This window comes from uncultured Thiohalocapsa sp. (assembly GCF_913063425.1).
Taxonomy (GTDB): Bacteria; Pseudomonadota; Gammaproteobacteria; order Chromatiales; family Chromatiaceae; genus Thiohalocapsa.
The window spans coordinates 40,627-59,184 of record NZ_CAJXYK010000040.1; the positions used below are offsets into that span (position 1 = coordinate 40,627).

General features: G+C 70.9%; 17 protein-coding genes. 4 read left to right on the forward strand and 13 right to left on the reverse strand.

Annotated elements, in window-relative coordinates; genetic code table 11:
* The first annotated feature begins 31 nt into the window (after window positions 1–31).
* The gene (locus QZ607_RS18945) at window positions 32–1,750 is read left to right on the forward strand and encodes a hypothetical protein (protein WP_295885879.1); all 1,719 of its coding nucleotides are present in this window, start codon (window positions 32–34) and stop codon (window positions 1,748–1,750) included.
* 198 nt (window positions 1,751–1,948) lie between these two features.
* On the opposite strand, the gene QZ607_RS18950 is transcribed toward QZ607_RS18945, so the two are convergent.
* The 9 genes from QZ607_RS18950 to QZ607_RS18990 form a co-directional block, all read right to left on the reverse strand.
* On the reverse strand, window positions 1,949–2,674 hold the full coding sequence (locus QZ607_RS18950; RefSeq protein ID WP_295885880.1) for a trypsin-like peptidase domain-containing protein: 726 nt from the start codon (window positions 2,672–2,674) through the stop codon (window positions 1,949–1,951).
* 202 nt (window positions 2,675–2,876) lie between these two features.
* A complete protein-coding gene (locus tag QZ607_RS18955) occupies window positions 2,877–4,163 on the reverse strand; it encodes a D-alanyl-D-alanine carboxypeptidase/D-alanyl-D-alanine-endopeptidase (RefSeq protein ID WP_295885883.1) in 1,287 nt (428 codons plus the stop codon).
* Between the two features lie 146 nt (window positions 4,164–4,309).
* Entirely contained in the window at window positions 4,310–4,987 is a 678-nt protein-coding gene (gene bioD, locus QZ607_RS18960; RefSeq protein WP_295885887.1) for a dethiobiotin synthase, read from the reverse strand.
* Window positions 4,984–5,883: a malonyl-ACP O-methyltransferase BioC gene (gene bioC, locus QZ607_RS18965; RefSeq protein WP_295885890.1), complete on the reverse strand. Its 900-nt coding sequence runs from the start codon at window positions 5,881–5,883 to the stop codon at window positions 4,984–4,986. The genes bioD and bioC overlap by 4 nt, the downstream gene beginning before the upstream one ends.
* 8 nt (window positions 5,884–5,891) lie before the next feature.
* A complete protein-coding gene (gene bioH / locus QZ607_RS18970; protein ID WP_295885892.1) occupies window positions 5,892–6,695 on the reverse strand; it encodes a pimeloyl-ACP methyl ester esterase BioH in 804 nt (267 codons plus the stop codon).
* Window positions 6,692–7,957, reverse strand: coding sequence for an 8-amino-7-oxononanoate synthase (gene bioF, locus QZ607_RS18975; RefSeq protein ID WP_295885894.1), 1,266 nt, complete (start codon window positions 7,955–7,957; stop codon window positions 6,692–6,694). Before bioF ends, bioH begins: the two co-directional genes overlap by 4 nt.
* Window positions 7,957–9,024, reverse strand: a complete 1,068-nt coding sequence (gene bioB, locus QZ607_RS18980; RefSeq protein ID WP_295885895.1) for a biotin synthase BioB — start codon at window positions 9,022–9,024, stop codon at window positions 7,957–7,959. Before bioB ends, bioF begins: the two co-directional genes overlap by 1 nt.
* A gap of 303 nt (window positions 9,025–9,327) precedes the next feature.
* Window positions 9,328–9,714 carry a RidA family protein gene (locus QZ607_RS18985; protein ID WP_295885896.1) on the reverse strand — a complete coding sequence of 129 codons (387 nt, stop codon included), beginning with the start codon at window positions 9,712–9,714 and terminating at the stop codon, window positions 9,328–9,330.
* A 101-nt stretch (window positions 9,715–9,815) separates the two neighbouring features.
* Complete coding sequence (locus QZ607_RS18990; RefSeq protein WP_295885898.1) at window positions 9,816–10,355, reverse strand: hypothetical protein; 540 nt, start codon at window positions 10,353–10,355, stop codon at window positions 9,816–9,818.
* A gap of 361 nt (window positions 10,356–10,716) precedes the next feature.
* On the opposite strand from QZ607_RS18990, the gene QZ607_RS18995 reads away from it, so the two are divergent.
* Window positions 10,717–11,613 (forward strand): phosphoribosylaminoimidazolesuccinocarboxamide synthase, encoded by an 897-nt coding sequence (locus QZ607_RS18995; RefSeq protein WP_295885918.1) that lies wholly within the window; start codon window positions 10,717–10,719, stop codon window positions 11,611–11,613.
* Window positions 11,614–11,845: 232 nt separating this feature from the next.
* On the opposite strand, the gene QZ607_RS19000 is transcribed toward QZ607_RS18995, so the two are convergent.
* From QZ607_RS19000 to QZ607_RS19015, 4 genes are all read right to left on the reverse strand, one after another.
* Entirely contained in the window at window positions 11,846–12,640 is a 795-nt protein-coding gene (locus tag QZ607_RS19000; protein ID WP_295885900.1) for a VPLPA-CTERM sorting domain-containing protein, read from the reverse strand.
* A 230-nt stretch (window positions 12,641–12,870) separates the two neighbouring features.
* The gene (locus tag QZ607_RS19005) at window positions 12,871–14,403 is read right to left on the reverse strand and encodes a DEAD/DEAH box helicase (protein ID WP_295885903.1); all 1,533 of its coding nucleotides are present in this window, start codon (window positions 14,401–14,403) and stop codon (window positions 12,871–12,873) included.
* A 488-nt stretch (window positions 14,404–14,891) separates the two neighbouring features.
* A complete protein-coding gene (locus QZ607_RS19010) occupies window positions 14,892–15,083 on the reverse strand; it encodes a PEP-CTERM sorting domain-containing protein (protein ID WP_295885905.1) in 192 nt (63 codons plus the stop codon).
* A gap of 204 nt (window positions 15,084–15,287) precedes the next feature.
* Window positions 15,288–17,297 carry a DEAD/DEAH box helicase gene (locus QZ607_RS19015; RefSeq protein ID WP_295885907.1) on the reverse strand — a complete coding sequence of 670 codons (2,010 nt, stop codon included), beginning with the start codon at window positions 17,295–17,297 and terminating at the stop codon, window positions 15,288–15,290.
* A gap of 98 nt (window positions 17,298–17,395) precedes the next feature.
* Here QZ607_RS19015 and QZ607_RS19020 point away from each other — a divergent pair, with 98 nt between their 5' ends.
* Window positions 17,396–17,842, forward strand: coding sequence for a YaiI/YqxD family protein (locus QZ607_RS19020; protein ID WP_295885909.1), 447 nt, complete (start codon window positions 17,396–17,398; stop codon window positions 17,840–17,842).
* An 84-nt stretch (window positions 17,843–17,926) separates the two neighbouring features.
* A complete protein-coding gene (locus tag QZ607_RS19025; RefSeq protein ID WP_295885911.1) occupies window positions 17,927–18,556 on the forward strand; it encodes a Uma2 family endonuclease in 630 nt (209 codons plus the stop codon).
* Window positions 18,557–18,558 lie beyond the last annotated feature (2 nt).

Sequence of the window (18,558 nt, forward strand, 5' to 3'; positions counted from 1 at the left end):
GCCGCCCGCCGGCGCCCGAGCGCAGGCCCCCGTGCCGCGCCGCACCCGCCCGCTGACCGCCCTGCCCCGCAAGCTCTGGGGCCGAGCGATTCAGCTCGCGCGCCGGCTGCCCGCGGTCGCGGACCTGGAGCTGCGTCACTATGTGGCACTGGAGGCACGCCTGCTCCACCTGCCTGCGCCCGACACAGCCAAGCCCGCATGCCCCTGGCCCCTGCCGCCGGCACCGGTGCTACGGCAGGCCCTGGCCGCGACGCCGGACTACCGGTGCATCGATCTACGCAGCCCAGGCGGCGGCGACGCCGCATGGCTCAGCAGCCACGCCCTGAAGCCGGCACACATTGCCGCCAACCGCGGGCTGATCCCCGAGTCGCACCTGCCACCGCAGCGCATCGCACGCCGCCGCCAGCTCGGCCTGGAGCCGGATACGGACGGCACCGCCTTTCAGCTGGAGGCCCTGGACCAGGCCGCCGTGGAGGCCGTCTGCCCGGTGACGGGCCGGCTCCGCCGCGCCATTCACGGGCTCCTGGCCGCGCAGAATCAGCCCATCTTCTACTGGTTTCCAGCCGACGGAGAAGCACCCGCGATGCTGCTCGCCGCCGGCCGCGAGGGCCGCGGCTGGATCAAGCTCTATCTCTTCCTGCCGGCGCTGCGCACCGCCCTGCTGCTGGCGGATGCCACGCGCTGGCACGGCCGGGACGAGATCGACCAGCTGCGGGCCCACCTGCTCGCCGAGCACCGGGCCGTAGACGCCTATCTGCGCCGCACGGACCCGCCGCGGCCTTGGGTCCTGCTCGACAACCGACAGTTCGCACATCACCTCTGGAACGCCCTGAGCGGCCTGGAGCGTCTCGCGGCATCCTGCCACAAGGGCGACAGCACGCCGCCGGCCGGCCTCCTCGTCTGCGCCGAGCCCTGGGGTCCGCCGGAGGCGCTCTTTCCGGAGCTTTCCGCAGCGGGCATCCAGGTGGAGCGCGCAATCTTTCCGGCACCCATCCAGGCCGCGCAGCGCGAGCACCGCCTGTTGCTGCGCGTCGGCGGCACGCGTATGAGCGAGGCGCTGCTCGCGCGGGTGCATCGGCTCGCCGCACAGCGCGTGCCGGACGCCGTGCTTGCCCGGGCGGCGGGGCTGCGGCGCAACCACCACCCCATCCTCTGGGTGACGCTGCGCATGGACAACCGCACCTGGGTATCGCAGGTGCCGGGGCTCATCGCCATCGGCCGCCGGCTCGCGGCAGACTACCCGCATGCGGCACTCGTCATCGACGGCTTCTCCGTGCCCTACGGGCCTGCCAACGCGCCCGACGCCGGACACGCAAGGCTCATCGCCGCGGAGCAGCGGGCCGCGACGGCCATCGCCGCCGCCCTCGCCGGCGTGCTGCCGGTGGTGAGCCTGGTGGGCCGCCCGCTGTTCGAGGCGGTGGTCTTCACAACGGTTGCGGACTGCTGTTTCGCGCACCAGGGCAGCCTCCAGCACAAGATCGGCTGGCTCGGGAACTGCCCCGGCGTGGTCCACGCCAACCGCACGGTACTGACCACACCGATGCTCTGGGAGCCGGCCTTGAGCGCTCGTGTCGCCCAGACCCCGCCCACCTATCTGGACCCGGCACTGGTGCGCGACGTCCCCGGCGCCAAGCGGGTGGCGAAAAACCGCTGGATGGATGATCTGGACAACTACGAGCTGGACCCGGACGCGGCCTATGAGGTGCTCGCGCCGCTGCTCGCTGACGGCCGGGAGCGCGGCTTGCGTTGAGGTTTCGCGGGACACTGTCCCTGCTCTGACGCTGGGGCTGGGGCTGGGGCTGGGGCTGGGGCTGGGGCTGGGGCTGGGGCTGGGGCTCGCAAGAGGATTCGCGCAACGGCGCCACGACGCAACGCGGTGGCCGATATGTGAGCCAGACCGACTGAAGCCGGTGTGCCCGGGCGGCGTCGCGATCTCCGCACTGATGCACTAGCGCGCCAGAATCCGATCCACCGCCCGCTGCACCCGGTTCGACGGCACCGAGAAGCCGATGCCGACGTTGCCGCCGGTGGGGCCGATCAGCGCGGTGTTGATGCCGACGATGCGCCCGGCGAGATCGATGAGCGGGCCGCCGGAATTGCCGGGGTTGATGGAGGCGTCGGTCTGGATCAGCTCGCCCAGGCTGTCGTCGGCGATGCCGGTGCGCCCCACGGCGCTGACGATGCCGGAGGTGACGGTCTGGCCCAGGCCGAAGGGGTTGCCGATGGCGAGCACGAAGTCCCCCACCTCCAGATCGCGGGAGTCGGCGAAGGCCAGGTCCGGCGCATCCAGCGGCATGATGCGCAGCACGGCCACATCGGTACCCGGATCACGGCCGATGAGCCGTGCCTTGAAGCTGCGCCGGTCCTTGAGCGTCACGGTGATGTCGCGGGCGTCCTCGATGACATGCGCGTTGGTGAGGACGATGCCGCGGCTTGCGTCTACGATGACGCCGGAGCCGACGCTCTCGCGCCGGCGCAGCTCCTCCGGCGTCGGCGGCTCGATGTCGAACTGCTCCAGGAAGCGCTGGAAGGCCGGGTCCGTCAGGAAGGGATGGTCCTCGAGACTCACCTCGGAGATCACCGCGACATTCACCACCGCCGGCGTCACCCGCCGCAACAGCGGGGCGAGCGACGGATAATCGCCGTCAACTTTCCAATAGGGCGTGGCGGCCATGGCGGCGCCAGTGCCCTCGGGCCTGCCGCCCCCGGACTGTTGCGGCGGCAAGGTCTCCAGCGCGCAGCCGGCAAGCCAGCAGGCAGCGGCCAGGCTGCCCGCGAGCCCCGGCAGCCGGCGCGACCATCGGCGCACACAGCGGCACGCGCCCGTCGCCCCGCGCTGCCGCGACCTCCTCCCGGCGCCCGATACCACCGGCCGCTCAGTACCGCGCCAGTGTCGGCGCGGTCGCCAGCGCACTCGCCACCTGGTTGCGGAAGCCGTAGGACACGGGCTGGTTGATGAGCAGGCTGAAGGGGGTCCAGCCAGCGTTGCGGCGCACCCAGCCGGCGTAGCAACTGACGCCGCGCAGCGTACCGGTCTTGGCGCGGACATTGGGGTTGCCGTCCTGCGCCGGCACCAGGTTGCGGTAGGGCGCCATGGCGTCCAGCACGTCGATGAGCTGACGCCCGCTCAGGCGGTTGCCGCGGGACAGGCCGGCGCCGTCCTCGATGACGAAGTCGCGCCAGCCGAACTTGCGCCGCGCCCAGTCCTCCAGAGCGCGCTGCGACTGGGCCATGCTGCTGCGCCCGCCGCGCTCGCCGAGCAGCAGAAAGAGGTCGTTGGCGACGAAGTTGGTGGAGTATTCCAGCATGTTCTCCACCACCGTGGACAGGGGGCGGCTGTTGCGATGCGTGAGCAGCAATGTCGCGCCCGCCGGCACCCGGCCCACCGTGACCCCGCCGTTCACCCGGATGCCGGCGGCCTTGAGCTTCGCGCTCAGCAGCTCGCCGAAGTGGCTCAGGGCGTTGTCGCGGGTCCTGAGATTGATGCGGTGCTTGCCGGCGCCCATGGCCGCACCCATGCGCTGGGCCGTGCGCGTGAGCTGGGTCTGCGTCTCGGCCGTGCTGACCCGGCCGCCGGAGACAACGACGTTCACCGTGTTGAAGTTCACCGCAAGCGCCGTCACCGGCGCATCATAGGGGTTGTGGCTGGACGAGCGCCCGGGGATGCGGTCGCCGGCCGCGAACAGCGTATCGTCCAGGCCGATGCCGCTGACGCTGCTGACCCCCTGGCGCCTGAGCGCCCGCACGGCCTGGTCCAGCTCCTCCGACACCAGATAGGGATCGCCTTGGCCCACCACCCACAGCCGACCGTCGCCACCGCGGCGGAATTGCGTCGTGAAGCGGTGGCTGAGCCCCCAGCGCTCGATGGCGGCGAGCGCCGTCAACAGCTTCATGGTGGACGCCGGCACCATGCCGCGGTCGGCGTTGTCTGCAATGACGGTGCGCCCGCCCTCCTCCACCACCAGGCTCGCGTTGCCGAGCGCCAGCGCCTGGCCGATGGGGTCCGCCGCGGCGCAGGCGGCCCAGAGCATGAGCAACAGACCGATCCAGAGCGGCACCCAGCCCGCCGCCCGCGGCCGGGCCGGCGGAGCGCCGGGATGGACACCCATCCGGCGGCGGCCGGGGGACGCCGCCCCGCAGCGGCGGAAAGTCGAATCGGACATGGTGTGGTTCCTGGATCTAAACAAACGCAGGTCGGCGCAGTCGGCCCGACGCATGCGCGTCGCACACGGGCCGCCCGTCGCCGGATTGCGCCTGAGCTTAGCACGGGGCGGGGCCGGCCCCGCATGCCGGCGGCAAGCGGCAGGGATCACTGCAGCAGCGGTTCCAGGTCCAGGTACTCGGCCACCACCTCCGGCTTGGGCAGGTCGAAGCGCGGCACGACACCGAGGGTGGGTGCGTCGATGAGGGCCGCCAGGGTGGCGATGTTCTCGTCCTTGGCGCGCATGTCGGGGTCGATGTCATTGGCGATCCAGCCCACCAGACGCACGCCCCGGGCGCGGATGCTCTCGGCAGTGAGCAGGCTGTGGTTGAGGCACCCGAGCCGCAGGCCCACCACCAGGATCACCGGGATGCCCAGCGCGTTCGGCAGATCGCTCACCGACAGCGCCGGCCCCAGCGGGACCCGCCAGCCGCCCACCCCCTCCACCACCACCCGCTCGGCGCGCTGGGCGAGCGCGGCATAGGCATTGCGGATGCGCCCGAGGCGGATGTCCACGCCCGCCTGACCGGCGGCGATGTGCGGGGCAATGGGGTCCGCCAGGGCGTAAGGATTCACCTCGTCGTAGGGCAGGTCCAGGCTGCCGGCGGCCATGAGCCTGACGGCGTCGTCCGATTGCAGCCCGTCGTCGCCGGGCGCACAGCCGGACGCCACCGGCTTCATGCCCACCGCCGGGATGCCACGGGCCTTGAAGGCGGCGAGCAGGCCGGCGGCGACCTCGGTCTTGCCGACACCGGTGTCGGTGCCGGTGATGAAGACACCGCTCATCGCCCGCCACCTACAGCCGGCCGCCGCCCGGCGAGGGCCTCCACCGGAATCGCGACGCCGTCCGCCGTGGCGAACTGGCGCTGGGCCTTGGCCGTGACCCAGGCATGGCCGTGTACCACCTCGTAGGTGGCGGGCAGGCGCCCGTCGCGGCGCTCGCGCTCGTAGGCCTGTGCCAGCGCCGTCAGGCGCCGCCGGCCGGTTAGCCCGCGCGAGCGGCCGGCGAGTGCGTTGTGGGCGCCGAGCTGCTTCAGGTCCCGCATCAGCCCACGCATATCCGGATAGGTGAGGGTCATGCGCTCCACGTCCATCACCGGGTCCGCGAAGCGCGCGCGCACCAGCGCATCGCCGATGTCGTGCATGTCGAGAAACGGGCTCACGTGCTCACCGTCGTCCACGGCGGCCCAGGCCGCGCGCAGCTCCCTGAGCGTGTCGGGGCCGAAGGTGCTGAACAGCAGGAGTCCGCCCGGGCGCAGCACCCGCAGCAGCTCGCTAAAGGTGGCATCCAGGTCGTTGACCCACTGCAGCGTGGCATTGGAGAAGACCAGATCCACTGTGTCATCTGCCAGCGGCAGCTGCTCGGCATCGGCGCAGAGGAGCCGCGGGCGGTTCAGCCAGTAACCGCGGCGGCGGGCGTGGGTGAGCATGCCGTGGGCAAAGTCGAGCCCGATGATCTCGGCGCGGCGCCAGCGCTTGGCCAGGTGGTCCAGTGTCGCGCCGGTGCCGCAGCCCAGGTCCAGCACGCGCTTGGGCGTGAGCCGAATGTAGTCGAGCCGCTCCAGCATGCGGCCGCCGATCTCGCGCTGGAGCACGGCAACGGCGTCGTAGCCGTCGGCGGCGGTGTCGAAGGCACGGCGCGCGGCGGCCTTGTCGATGGCGTTCATCACCTGATCCGGCATGACCTCCCTCACAACCCGATGGCGTCAGTGAATTCCAGCACGGCCGTTGCCGTGGCCTGCCCGTGCGAGAGCCAGGGCGCGTGGGCGGCACCCGGCACCACCTGCACCCGCGCCTGCGGCATCAGCAGCGCCACCCGCTCTGCCGCCGCCGCCGGCACCAGGGTGTCGCGCGCGCCGAAGAGCCAGAGCGCGGGCGGGCGGATGTCCGGCAGCGGCCCGCGCAGGTCCTCCTCACGCAGGAACATGAGCCCCTGCTCCAGCGCCGCCGGGTCCGGCGCCGGGCGCTCGGCGATGCCGGCCCGCAGCCGCCGCAGCAGGCCGCGTGTATCCTCTGAGCCTCGGACCTGCAACGCGAGGAAGCGTTCCAGCGTGCGGGCGGGGTCAGCCAGCAATCCGGCGTGGAACTGCCCGAGCGTGCCCTCGGGCACCGCCACCTGCCAGTCCACGGCGCGCACGAAGCGGGGTGTGGCGGTCATGAGCACCAGCGCCGCGATGCGTGCCGGTGCCAGCCGCGCCGCCTGCAGGGCGATGAGCCCGCCCAGGGACCAGCCGAGCCAGACGGCCCGGGCGCCGTCCTGCGCCGACAGCCGCTCGGCGGCCTGCTCCAGACAGGCCTGGGCCCAGTGGTCGAGGGACCATTGCTCGAGTGAAAAGGCCGCGCCGCCGTGGCCGGGCAGGTCCAGCGCCACCGGCTCGAACCGCTCGGTGAGCGCCGCCGGCAGCCCCGCCCAAACCCCGGCGTTCATGCCCCAACCGTGCACCAGCACCAGGGGCCTGCGTGGCGATTTGTGCTGTCCCGATGCGCTGCTCATGCGCTCGAATCCTCGCAATTCTGCCGCTCTTCTGCGCACGGCAACCGCTCCAGCAGAGCCAACAGCCGGTCCACGTCCTGCTCGGCATGAGCGGCGGACAGGGTGATGCGCAGCCGTGCGGCGCCCTTGGGCACGGTGGGCGGGCGGATGGCGGTGACGAGCACGCCCTGCGCTTCCAGCGACCGGCTCCAGGCCAGCGCCGTCTCGGCATCGCCCGTCAGCAACGGCTGGATGGGGGTCGCGGAGGCCATCAGCGGCAGGCCGAGATCCGCGGCACCGGTGCGGAAGCGGGCGATGAGCGCCTGCAGGTGCTCGCGGCGCCAGTCCTCCCGCTGTGCCAGCGCCAATGCGGCGGAGGTGGCGTGCGCCAGCGCCGGCGGCAGGGCCGTGGTGTAGATGTAGCTGCGGGCGCGCTGGATGAGCGTCTCGATGACGGCATCGCTGGCGGCGACGAAGGCGCCGAAGGTGCCGAAGGCCTTGCCCAGGGTGCCCACGAGAATCACCGAGCCGTCATCGTCCCAGCCCAGCTTGCGATAGACGTCCAGCGTGCCGCGGCCGCCGCTCCCGACGACGCCGAGCCCGTGGGCATCGTCCACCAGAAGCCGGGCGTCGGCGGCCTCTGCAATGCGGGCCAGCGCCGGCACCGGCGCCAGATCGCCGTCCATGCTGAAGACGCCGTCGGTGGCCAGCAGGGCGGCATCACCGCCGGCGCGCATGCGCTCCAAGGCCGCCGTATCCGCGTGCGGGAACCGGCGCAGGCGGACCCCTGCGAGCAGGGCACCGTCGTTGAGGGAGGCATGATTCAGCCGGTCCGCATAGACCGCCTCGCCCCGCTCGCAGAGCGCGCTGATGACGCCGAGGTTGGCCATGTAACCGGTGGAGAAGAGCAAGGCCCGCGGCCGGCGGACGAAGGCCGCGAGGTCCTCCTCCAGCCGGCGATGGGCCTGGCTGTGGCCGGTGATCAGGTGCGCGGCACCGCTGCCGACGCCAAAGCGGCGGGCACCCTCGCGCAGGGCGTCGGCAAGCACCGGGTGTGCGGCGAGGCCGAGATAGTCGTTGCTGCAAAAGGACAGCACACGGCAGCCGTCGATGACCGGGCGCACGCCCTGGGGACCGTCCAGCAAGCGGCGGGCGCGGTGGAGATGGGCATCGCGCAGGCGCTCCAGATCCGCCCGCAGCGCGGCGTCGTCGCGCCGGCGTCTGCCGGCCGCGCGTTGACCCGGGTCGCCGGTGCTGCCCGGCCGCAGCAGGGCCGTGGCCATCATCCCGCGGCGGAAGGCGCGGCTGGGGTCTCGGCCTCGGGCGGCGTGTGGCGGTGGCAGGCGCCGGGCGCATCGCGGTCCGGCAGCTCGGCGGTCTCGAAGGCGAGGCCCAGGCGCTGGAACAGCGCCCGGTCCCGCGCGCTGCCTGCGTTGGCCGTGGTGAGCAGGCGCTCGCCGTAGAAGACGGAATTGGCGCCCGCCAGGAAGCACAGCGCCTGCAGCTCGTCGCTCATGTCGTCACGGCCGGCGGACAGGCGCACATAGCTGCCCGGCATCATCACCCGGGCGGCGGCGACGGTGCGCACCAGCTCGAAGGGGTCGAGGGCTTCGGTGCCGAAGAGCGGCGTGCCCTCCACCTGCACCAGCAGGTTGATGGGCACCGACTCCGGGTGTGCCGGCAGGTTCGCGAGCTGGCAGAGCATGGAGGCCCGGTCCCGGCGCCCCTCGCCCATGCCGAGGATGCCGCCGGCGCAGGTCTTGAGGCCTGCCGTGCGCACGTGGTCGAGTGTTTCGAGCCGGTCCTGGTAAGTGCGGGTGGAGATCACCTGGCCGTAGAACTCCGGCGAGGTGTCCAGGTTGTGGTTGTAGAAGTCGAGCCCGGCGTCCGCGAGCCGCTGCGCCTGCTCGGCGGTGAGCATGCCCAGCGTCACGCAGGTTTCGAGACCCAGGTCCTTCACGCCGGTGACCATCGCCAGCACGGTGTCCAGGTTCCTGTCCGTCGGATTGCGCCAGGCGGCGCCCATGCAGAAGCGTGTCGCGCCGGCGTCCCGGGCACGGCGGGCGGCGTCGAGCACCTCGTCCAGCGGCAGCAGGCGCTCGCGCTCCAGCTGGGTGTCGTGATGGGCGCTTTGGGAGCAGTAGCCGCAGTCCTCCGGGCAGCCGCCGGTCTTGATGCTCAAGAGCGTGCTGAGCTGGATGCGATTGGCATTGAAGCGCGTGCGATGCGCCGTCTGCGCGACGAACAACAGGTCGTTGAAGGGCTGCCCGAGCAGTGCCTCGGCCTCGTCGATGGTCCAGTCGTGGCGCTCGGGGGCGGTGGCGGGCAGATCGGGGACGGATGCTTGCATGGGACGGGCGTCGAATCGGCAGGGCCGCTGCGGCGACGGTGGGCTCGGATACCGGGCCGGCAGTGGCGGCATGAGAACAGGGGGAAATCCTCCCGTGCCCACCCCGGGCTGTCAACCAATGGCGGGCCGAGCGGTTGACTGCGCGCTCGTCGTCGCCGCTGAGCCTCCGCCTGGCGTTGCGATGCGCTGGCCGTGCGCGCGATTGCGGACTGGGGCGGCACCCCGCATGCAGGGGGCGCCACGGGCAACGCCGAGCCGCGCGGCGACGGCCGGAAGACCCGATCAGCGCCTGTGCCGAAAGCCTCAGTCGCCGAGCACCAGTACCGCGTCCATTTCCACCTGCGCCCCCTTGGGCAGGCTCGCCACACCGATGGCGGCACGGGCGGGATAGGGCTCGGTGAAGTAGGCCTGCATCAGCTCGTTCACCAGCGGGAAGTGGCTGAGGTCGGTGAGATAGATGTTGAGCTTGACGACGTCGGCGAGCTCGCCGCCGGCGGCGCGGGCGACGGCCTGGAGGTTGTCGAACACGCGGCGCACCTGCGCCTCCATGTCGCCGTCCACCAGGGTCATGCTGGCCGGGTCCAGCGGAATCTGCCCGGACAAGTAGACCGTGTCGCCGGCGCGCACGGCCTGGGAGTAGGGACCGATGGCCTCGGGCGCCTGGTCGGTGTGGATGATCTGCTTTGCCATGGGAGTCTCCGGATCGGCTTCAGGACGGCGCTGGACGATAGGCAGTCGCTGGCCGGCGGTCAATGATGGTGGCGGCGCGAAGAACGCAGCCGCGGCGCGGCTCAGCCGAACAGGCGCTGCCACCAGCGCCGCCGTCCCTTGGGCGCAGGCTGCGCTGCAGGCAGATCCACCGGCTTGAGCTTGCTCATGACCCAGCCCGGCAGCGGCGGGCTGTCGCTGAAGCCGCAGACGACGCCCAGGTTGTTCGGATCGTAGATCTTGACCAAGGCCGGCGCCTTCAGGTCGTCCGCATAGACGATGCCGCAGTAGTCCTCGTCGTGCTCACGGCGCAGCAGGGCGTCCATCTCGTCGATGAAGCGGTGCACCTGCTCTGCGCTCGCCGGTGCCTCGGGCGGCGGCTCGCCGACGGCATACAGATACCAGCCGCCGTCGGCATCGGCGCGCAGCACGGCCCAGAGGGCGTCCAGGTGATGCCAGCGCAGGGCGGAGGTGAAACTGCCGCGGAAGGCCTGCTGGAAGGCGTGCTCTTCAGCGGCGCTGGCTTCGGCGCTGGCTTGGGCGCCGGCTCGGTCGGCAAGGGTGGCGTCGGCGCCGTGCGCATCGCCACCGGTTGCATCATGCGGTGCAGCGGCTTGGGGCATCTCGGGGTTTGCTCCGATGGACTGCTTGGGTTGACGGCCTCGTCGCGGGCACAAGTTGGCGTACTGCGCAGGACCAGCCGGCTGGGCTTAGGCGCGCCGGTGGATGCGCTTCGTGTGTCCATCCCAGTTTATCCGCCCCAGTTCATCCGCCCCAGTTTATGCCTCCAGTTCGGCAACATCCGGGTTGTCCTTGGAGCCCGCCTCAACGGCGGGGTTGGTGCGCGTGGGCTGCTATAGTCGCAACAGCATACGCGCGGGGCAACGGGCCGAGGCCCGATGCCGACGTGCAGCCTTCGATCGCAGCTCGAGCCGGCGCCCACTGCGGGCGCCGGCGCACCCAGGCCCCACTTCCATGACCGCCATGCCAGACGCCCTTTACCATTCGGAGCTGAAGCATCTGCCGCTCATCAACCGCGGCAAGGTGCGCGACATCTACGGCCTCGATGACGATCACATGCTCATCGTCACCACCGACAGGCTGTCGGCATTCGACGTGATACTGCCGCAGCCCATCCCGGGCAAGGGGGAGGTGCTGACGCGGGTGTCCAACTTCTGGTTCGCGCGCACCCGGGGGCTGGTCCCGAACCATCTCGTCGAGATCCCGCTCACCCAGGTCGTGCCCGACGCGGACGAGCGCCGCACCCTGGGGGAGCGGGCCATCGTCGTGCGCCGGTTGCGCCCGCTGCCGGTGGAGGCCATTGTCCGCGGCTACCTCATCGGCTCCGGCTGGAAGGACTATCAGCGCACGGGCGCCGTCTGCGGCATTCCGCTGCCCGCCGGGCTGCGCCAGGCCGACAGATTGCCGCAGCCCATCTATACGCCCTCCACCAAGGCCGCCGTCGGCGACCACGACGAGAACGTGAGCTTCCAGCACACCGCGGACCTGATCGGCACCGACCTGGCCGGCCAGATCCGGGATATCAGCCTGCGCATCTATGCCGAGGCCGCGGACTACGCCCGCAGCCGCGGCATCATCATCGCCGACACCAAGTTCGAGCTCGGCCTGGACGAAGCAGGACGCCTGCACCTCATCGACGAGGCGCTCACACCCGACTCATCCCGCTTCTGGCCCGCGGACCAATACCGGGCCGGTATCAGCCCGCCCAGCTTCGACAAGCAGTTCGTGCGCGACTACCTGGAGACGCTCGACTGGGACAAGACCCCGCCCGGACCCGAGCTGCCGGCAGACATCATCGCGAAGACCGCCGAGAAATATCGCGAGGCGGAGCAGCGGCTCATCCCGGCCGCGGGCGCGTAGAGAAGCGCTTGAACCGACGCCGTCGGCCGACCGCGCGCTGAGTTGCGTGTACCCTCCTCGATAATGGTTGAGTTCAGCATACCGTCACCGTTACTGTCACCGTTACTGGAACAGCGATGTTCAGTATACCGTCCTCATTACTTTGTGGGTGCCATCCCCAACAACGGTCGGCCTAAGGCGTTTGGCGCCGAGCGCCTGTGGCGGCAGGCCACTCAGCGCTGAGGCGCGGCGCTCAGGGCTTGGCCCTGAGCCGACGCATGCCGGCCATGCCCGCCAAAGCACCGCCCACGAGCCAAAGGGTTCCGGGCAGCGGGGCCTCGGCCGCAACCAGCTTGAAGTTGTCGATGCGCGACGTGTGGGTCTTGTCGCTGTCCCACCAAACGCCAAAGGCGTTGATGGTCCCCGCCGGCAGGGAAGCGAACAACGGACCGGAATCGCCACCCGGCAGGATCGTCTGGTCACCGCCGCCGTCGATCTGGAAGAAGCTCAGCGACGCCAGAGACGCCGACTGGGCGATCCACTGGCTCGCGTCCGGTTGCGTAAACGTCTGTTCCGAAATGTACCAGTCGTCCAGAATGCGGAAGGCCAAGTGCATCGCATCTGCGCTGCTGTCGCGCTGATCCCACATCACGGCGTCCAGCATAGCCACATCGAGCATGTACTCTTGGGTGTACATGAAGCTCTGCGCATTCGTGCCGGTCTGCGACCAGAAGGCAAAAGCATCGACAGCGAGCGGCCCCTGGGGATTGTTGTTGATATCCAAACTGGGCGTGACAGTGGAGCCCGGTGACGCGCTGATGGCCCCTTCACCGCCCTGATTCGGCGAACCGGGGCCCGGAACCTGAGGGTTATTGCAGAACGCATCGCCGGCATTGCCGCCGCACCAGCCCTGGTTGCGCAGCTCGGCGTCCTGGGTCAGCTCACGCGTAAAGGGAAAGGTCTCTTGGTACACGATGTTGCCGTTTGCGGCGCCGGTAATGAGTGCGAGTGCACCGCAGCACAGCAGCGGCGGCAGGGAGCGGATCATGACAGTCGGCCTCTGATGAAAAGTCAGGTGCCGACGATAGGCACCTGGCTTGACACCGAGGACCGGGGCTTAACCGCTGCGTGTACTCAGGCGTTCGCTGCCTGCATCTGCAATGGGAACACCGATGGGGTCAGATTCTTTGAGCGGATCAAGCAACCGCACAGGGCGGGCAGGGCGCCGACCCTGTGTGTGCGGGACACCCAGGACTCTGCACCGGGCGTTTCGAGGTCTCAGTCCTCCCGACCGCCGAGCAGGGCCGGCACCTCGCGGCGACGACCGGAGCGGTTGTGGCGATGGCCGCGCTCAGGCTGGGTGCCGGCAGCGGCCTGGGGGTTGCGGTGCACATGGCCCGGCTTTTGGCTGCGCTTTGCCGGCGGTGCCGATCTACCGGTGTCGCCCACCCGGCTGTCTGCGGCGGCGCTGTGGTGGCGTTGCCGGCCGCCCGGCGCCCCGGCTGGGTCCGCCGGGCTGCGGGCCTTGCGGGGACCGGCCTCGCTGCGCCCGGCGCCGCGGCGCTGACCACCACGGCGGGCACCGTCGGTGGCGCGGTCGTCGCCCTGCCCGCGGCGCCCGCCCTTGCCGCGCAGAATGGGCTCCGCGGGGATGCTCGGGTCCGGCGCATAGCCGTCCAGCACCACCTGCGGCACCGGGCGCCCAAGCAGCCGCTCGATGTCCCGCAGCAGCTTGTGCTCGTCCACACAGACCAGGGAGATGGCCTCGCCGGCGTTGCCGGCACGGCCAGTGCGGCCGATGCGGTGGACATAGTCCTCCGGCACGTTGGGCAGCTCGAAGTTGACCACGTGCGGCAGCTGGTCGATGTCGAGGCCGCGGGCGGCGATGTCGGTGGCCACCAGCACGCGCACGTCACCGGTCTTGAAGCCGGCCAGCGCCCGGGTGCGGGCGCCCTGGCTCTTGTTGCCGTGGATGGCGGCGGCGGTGAGACCATCCTTCTCCAGCTGCTCGGCGAGGCGGTTGGCGCCGTGCTTGGTGCGGGTGAAGACCAGCACCTGGCGCCAGTCGTTGGCGCCCACGAGGTGGCTCAGCAATTCCCGCTTGCGGTGGCGGTCCACCGGGTGCACGGTCTGCCGCACGGTCTCGGCGGCGGTGTTGCGCCGGGCCACCTCGATGAGCTGCGGGCTGTTCAGCAGCCGGTTCGCGAGGTCCTTGATCTCGTCAGAGAAGGTCGCGGAGAAGAGCAGGTTCTGGCGCCGATGCTTGTCCGGCAGCAGCGCCAGCACCCGGCGGATGTCATGGATGAAGCCCATGTCGAGCATCCGGTCCGCCTCGTCCAGCACCAGGATCTCGATGCGGGACAGGTCCACCGTGCCCTGCCCGGCATGGTCCAGCAGCCGGCCGGGTGTAGCCACCAGCACATCCACGCCGCGGCGCAACTGGGCGATCTGCGGGTTGATCTTGACGCCGCCGAAGATCACCGCCGACGTAAGGGGCAGGTGACGGCCATAGGTCTCGACGCTGTCCTGCACCTGGGCGGCGAGCTCCCGCGTCGGGGTCAGCACCAGCGCGCGGATGGGCCGCTGTCCGCGGCGCGCGGCGCCGGGCGGACAGGACGCCATCAGTCGCTGCAGCAGTGGCAGCGTGAAGCCGGCCGTCTTGCCGGTGCCGGTCTGGGCGCCGGCGAGCACATCGGCGCCGGTGAGAATGGTCGGGATGGCCTGGCGTTGGATCGGGGTGGGCTCGGTGTAGCCCTGCTCGCGCACGGCACGCAGCAGCTCGGCGGCGAGGCCGAGGTTTTCGAAAGACATGGGATCAGCTCCAAAAATGCCCTCCCTGGAATGCGCGCGCCGCATTGGCTGCGCCGCCGGGAGCCGGTCCGGGCGGGTGTGTGGGTTGCTTGGCTGAAACGGGAGGCGCCCGGCGGGTCAAACGCTGAGCGGCAGCACGAACGGCTTTAAGCGGGATTCGGCGGCCTGATGCCGCTGCGGTGCCGACCGGTGAGGCACCCGAAGGCTTCAGGATAACAGATCTCGGAGTCCATCGCGCCGCCGAGCATGGCGCGCCGGGCGGCGGGAAGCGCGCGCCGTGCTCATGTGACGCTTAGGTCAGGCTGCGACGGCGCCGGAGGGGCCGGGCGCTCGGCACGGCTGCGCCCCGGGGCACAGGTCATGCCGGCGCAGTTGCCAGGGCCGCAGCCGGCCGCATCCGGCGCCTTCGGCGCAGCCCTTGCCAGCTGCGCGCAGGCGCGGCGGGCCGGCGCGGCGCCGCACCGGTCCCCGCCCGCCGCAACTGGCGCTCAGCGTCGCCGCCGAGCGAGCAGCAGGCCTGCGAGCCCGATCCCCAATAGGGCGGCGGGCGCCGGGACGGGAATCTGCTGCGTGCAGTTGAGATCCCCCTGCGCTTCGCAGGCGTTGTCGCCGACGACGGCGAGCGCTGGCGCTGCGGTCAGGAGCCCCAGCAGGGCAAGAATGATGTGGCTTCGCTGCATGGTGTCGGTCCCCCAGGTGATTCCAGGTGACCACAGTCTGTGGCCGGGACCGGACAGGTGGCATCGGGCGGATGCGGAGATGGCGACTCGGGTGTTCCTGCTGCCGGGCGCTCAGCCGTTGCATGGCTGGATACATCGGGCTCTCGCTGCAAGGCGGCACAACGCTCGCCCCTACCCTGGCGCGCGGATGCGTGCGGCTCCCGCTCAGCGCTCGCGCTCGCGCGGCGGGCGTCGGTCCCGGTCGCCGCCGCCGATGCGCTTGATGGCCAGCGGCCGGCCGCAGACGCGCGTCTTGCGCAGGTGCTGGAGGATTTCCTTGGGCATGCCTGCGGGCAGGTCCAGCGTGGTGTGGTCGTCGCGGATGTCGATGCGGCCGATATGGCGGCCCTCCAGCCCAGCCTCGTTGGCAATGGCGCCGACGATGTTGCCCGGCTTCACCCCGTCGGCGTGGCCCACCTCGATGCGGAAGCGCTCCATGCCCTCGGCCGGTGGGCCGGTGCGGCGCTCAGGTTGCTGGCCACCGGGCGCGCCCGGGGCACGCTCGCGCGGGCGGCGCTCGGCGCGAGCGTCGCGACGCTCCCGGCGCGGCGCACCCTGGTCCTCGTCGCGATCACGCCACTCCCGCCGGCCCCGGTTGCCGAAGTCACGCTGGCCGCGGTCCGGCTCGCGATCCCGAAACCGGGGCCGGTCCCGCTCCATGCCCTGCCCCCGGGCCTGGTCCGGGCGCTTGTCGCGCCACTCGCCCCGGGGCGGGCGCGCCGGCGCTCGCGCGGGCTCGGGCGGCAGCAGCAACGGCTGCTCACCGATGACGAGCCGCGCCAGGGCGGCCGCGATCTCCACCGCCGGCACGTCGTGCTCCTCCTGATACTGCTCCACCAGGCCCTGCAGAAAATCCAGCTCACCGGCGGCGAGGGCATCGGTGATGCGCTGCTTGAAGTCGGCGATGCGCTTGTCGTTGACCGCCTCGGTGGACGGCAGCTTGAGCGGCTCGATGGGCTGGCGCGTGGCCTGCTCGATGGCGCGCAGCATCCGCCGCTCCCGCGGGGCGGCGAAGAGGATGGCCTCGCCCGCGCGCCCGGCCCGGCCGGTGCGGCCGATGCGGTGGATGTAGGCCTCGGTGTCGTAGGGGATGTCGTAGTTGACGACATGGCTCACGCGCTCCACGTCCAGGCCACGGGCGGCGACATCTGTGGCGACGATGATGTCGAGCTGGCCCTGCTTGAGGCGCGCCACGATCTGCTCGCGGAGCTTCTGCGGCAGATCGCCGTTCAGTGCCGCCGCGGCGTAGCCGCGGGCCTCCAGCCGCTCAGCGAGCTCCACGGTGGCCGTCTTGGTGCGCACGAAGACGAGCAGCCCGTCAAAGGGCTCCACCTCCAGGATGCGGGTCAGGGCGTCCAGCTTGTGCAGCCCGCTCACCAGCCACCAGCGCTGGCGGATGGTCTCGGCCGTCGCCGTGCGCGCCGCAATGCTGACCTTGACCGGCTCCTGCAAATAGGCCTGCGCGATGCGCTGGATGGCCTGCGGCAGGGTCGCGGAGAACAGCGCGATCTGACGCTCGGAGGGCGTCTGCTCCAGGATCCACTGGACATCGTCGATGAAGCCCATGCGGAGCATCTCGTCCGCCTCGTCCAGCACCAGCACGCGCAGCGCCGCGAGGTCCAGCGTACCGCGGCGCATGTGGTCCATGATCCGCCCCGGGGTGCCGACGATGACGTGCACGCCGCGCGCCAGCTGACGCAATTGCACGCGGTAGTCCTGCCCGCCGTAGATGGGCAGCACATGGAAATCCGGCAACGCCGCCGCGTAGCGCCGGCAGGCCTCGGCCACCTGGATCGCAAGCTCGCGCGTCGGCGTGAGCACCAGGGCCTGGGGCGCGCGCCGCGCGACCTCCAGCCGCGCCAGCAGCGGCAGGATGAATGCGGCCGTCTTGCCCGTGCCGGTGGGCGCGTGGCCCAACAGATCCTGCCCGGCGAGCAGGTGCGGGATGGTCTGCGCCTGAATCGGCGACGGTGTTTCGTAGCCGACCTGGTCCAGTGCCGCGAGGAGCGCCGGCGGCAGGCCCAGCGCGCGGAAGCCGGGCTCTGCGGTCGGCGTGTCGGCCGCAGGCTCGTCGCCGGCGTCGGCCTTGGCGTCGGTGGGCTCGGGGGGTTCCGTGGAGCCGGCGGGATCGGCGGGGTCGGTGGCGGATGGGCCGGCGGGGTCGATGGCGCTCATGTGCGGGGATACTCAGGTCAATCCCCCAGTATACTCGCGGTGGGCGCTCTGTGGCGGGCGAGCCCGCAGTGTCCAACCCCGAATAGGAGCACGCCGCCATGCACATCTGGGTCGATGCCGACGCCTGCCCCAAGCCCGTCAAGGAGATCCTCTTCCGCGCCGCTGAGCGCACGCAGACGCGGCTCACGCTGGTGGCCAACCAGCCCATGCAGACACCCCCGTCCAGGGTCATCCAGAGCGTGCGCGTCGGCGCCGGCTTCGATGTCGCCGACAATCACATTGCACAGCATGCGGTGCCCGGGGATCTGATCATCACCGCGGACATTCCCCTGGCCGCCGAGGTGGTCGCCAAGGGCTGCACGGCCCTGAACCCCCGCGGTGAGCGCTACACGCCCGAGAACATCCGCGAGCGGCTCAACATGCGCGACTTCATGGACACCCTGCGCGCCAGCGGCGTGGACACGGGCGGGCCCGCCGCCTTCAGCCAGCGTGACCGGCAGGCGTTTGCGAATGCGCTGGATCGGTGGCTGGCCCGCACACGTTAATGCGGACTTCAATGGCGCTCGCACACGCTTCATGACTGCGCTAATCTCCTTCGAGCATCAGCTGACCTGAGTGTGACCCAGACCATGTCCACAGCCGCCGAACAGGTGCGCGAGCCCGGTCTGCCCGCAATCTATGCCGTCCACGGCGCCGACCACGACAACATCGTCTTCCTGCGCGAGGCCACCTGGGACGATTTCCAGGCGCTGCTGCGCATGCGCGGCGAGCACAGCGCACCGCGTCTCAGCTATCTCTGCGGCGAGGTGGAGATCATGAGCCCGTCACGGACTCACGAAAGCATCAAATCCACCCTTGGCTGCCTGGTTGAAGCCTACTGCCTGGAGCGCAGCATCCGCTTCCGCACCCTGGGCGCCTGGACGCTGGAATCCGCACCGGACGAGCGCGCGGCCGAGCCCGACGAATGCTGGATCTTCGGCGACGCCGACGCGGACCGCCCGCAGCTTGCCATCGAGGTGGAGTGGACCTCGGGGCGCATCGACAAGCTGGAGATTTACCGCATGCTCGGCGTCGCCGAGGTCTGGTGGTGGCGCAAGGGCCGGCTCACGCCCTATGGCTTGGAGGCCGAGCGGTATGTCGCCATGGACCAAAGCCGTGTGCTGCCCGAGCTGGACCTGGCCCAGCTCGCGAGCTTTCTGGATCAGCCCACGGCGTACGATGCCGTTCGCGCCTACCGTACGGCCCTCAGTGGCGGGTGAAA

What these genes read in the sequence shown, in the direction of transcription:
- QZ607_RS18950 (WP_295885880.1), bottom strand. Translation starts at nt 2,674, where the DNA reads ATGGCCGCCACGCCCTATTGGAAAGTTGACGGCGATTATCCGTCGCTC.
- QZ607_RS18955 (WP_295885883.1), bottom strand. Translation starts at nt 4,163, where the DNA reads ATGTCCGATTCGACTTTCCGCCGCTGCGGGGCGGCGTCCCCCGGCCGC.
- bioD (WP_295885887.1), bottom strand. Translation starts at nt 4,987, where the DNA reads ATGAGCGGTGTCTTCATCACCGGCACCGACACCGGTGTCGGCAAGACC.
- bioC (WP_295885890.1), bottom strand. Translation starts at nt 5,883, where the DNA reads ATGCCGGATCAGGTGATGAACGCCATCGACAAGGCCGCCGCGCGCCGT.
- bioH (WP_295885892.1), bottom strand. Translation starts at nt 6,695, where the DNA reads ATGAGCAGCGCATCGGGACAGCACAAATCGCCACGCAGGCCCCTGGTG.
- bioF (WP_295885894.1), bottom strand. Translation starts at nt 7,957, where the DNA reads ATGGCCACGGCCCTGCTGCGGCCGGGCAGCACCGGCGACCCGGGTCAA.
- bioB (WP_295885895.1), bottom strand. Translation starts at nt 9,024, where the DNA reads ATGCAAGCATCCGTCCCCGATCTGCCCGCCACCGCCCCCGAGCGCCAC.
- QZ607_RS18985 (WP_295885896.1), bottom strand. Translation starts at nt 9,714, where the DNA reads ATGGCAAAGCAGATCATCCACACCGACCAGGCGCCCGAGGCCATCGGT.
- QZ607_RS18990 (WP_295885898.1), bottom strand. Translation starts at nt 10,355, where the DNA reads ATGCCCCAAGCCGCTGCACCGCATGATGCAACCGGTGGCGATGCGCAC.
- QZ607_RS18995 (WP_295885918.1), top strand. Translation starts at nt 10,717, where the DNA reads ATGCCAGACGCCCTTTACCATTCGGAGCTGAAGCATCTGCCGCTCATC.
- QZ607_RS19000 (WP_295885900.1), bottom strand. Translation starts at nt 12,640, where the DNA reads ATGATCCGCTCCCTGCCGCCGCTGCTGTGCTGCGGTGCACTCGCACTC.
- QZ607_RS19005 (WP_295885903.1), bottom strand. Translation starts at nt 14,403, where the DNA reads ATGTCTTTCGAAAACCTCGGCCTCGCCGCCGAGCTGCTGCGTGCCGTG.
- QZ607_RS19010 (WP_295885905.1), bottom strand. Translation starts at nt 15,083, where the DNA reads ATGCAGCGAAGCCACATCATTCTTGCCCTGCTGGGGCTCCTGACCGCA.
- QZ607_RS19015 (WP_295885907.1), bottom strand. Translation starts at nt 17,297, where the DNA reads ATGAGCGCCATCGACCCCGCCGGCCCATCCGCCACCGACCCCGCCGAT.
- QZ607_RS19020 (WP_295885909.1), top strand. Translation starts at nt 17,396, where the DNA reads ATGCACATCTGGGTCGATGCCGACGCCTGCCCCAAGCCCGTCAAGGAG.
- QZ607_RS19025 (WP_295885911.1), top strand. Translation starts at nt 17,927, where the DNA reads ATGTCCACAGCCGCCGAACAGGTGCGCGAGCCCGGTCTGCCCGCAATC.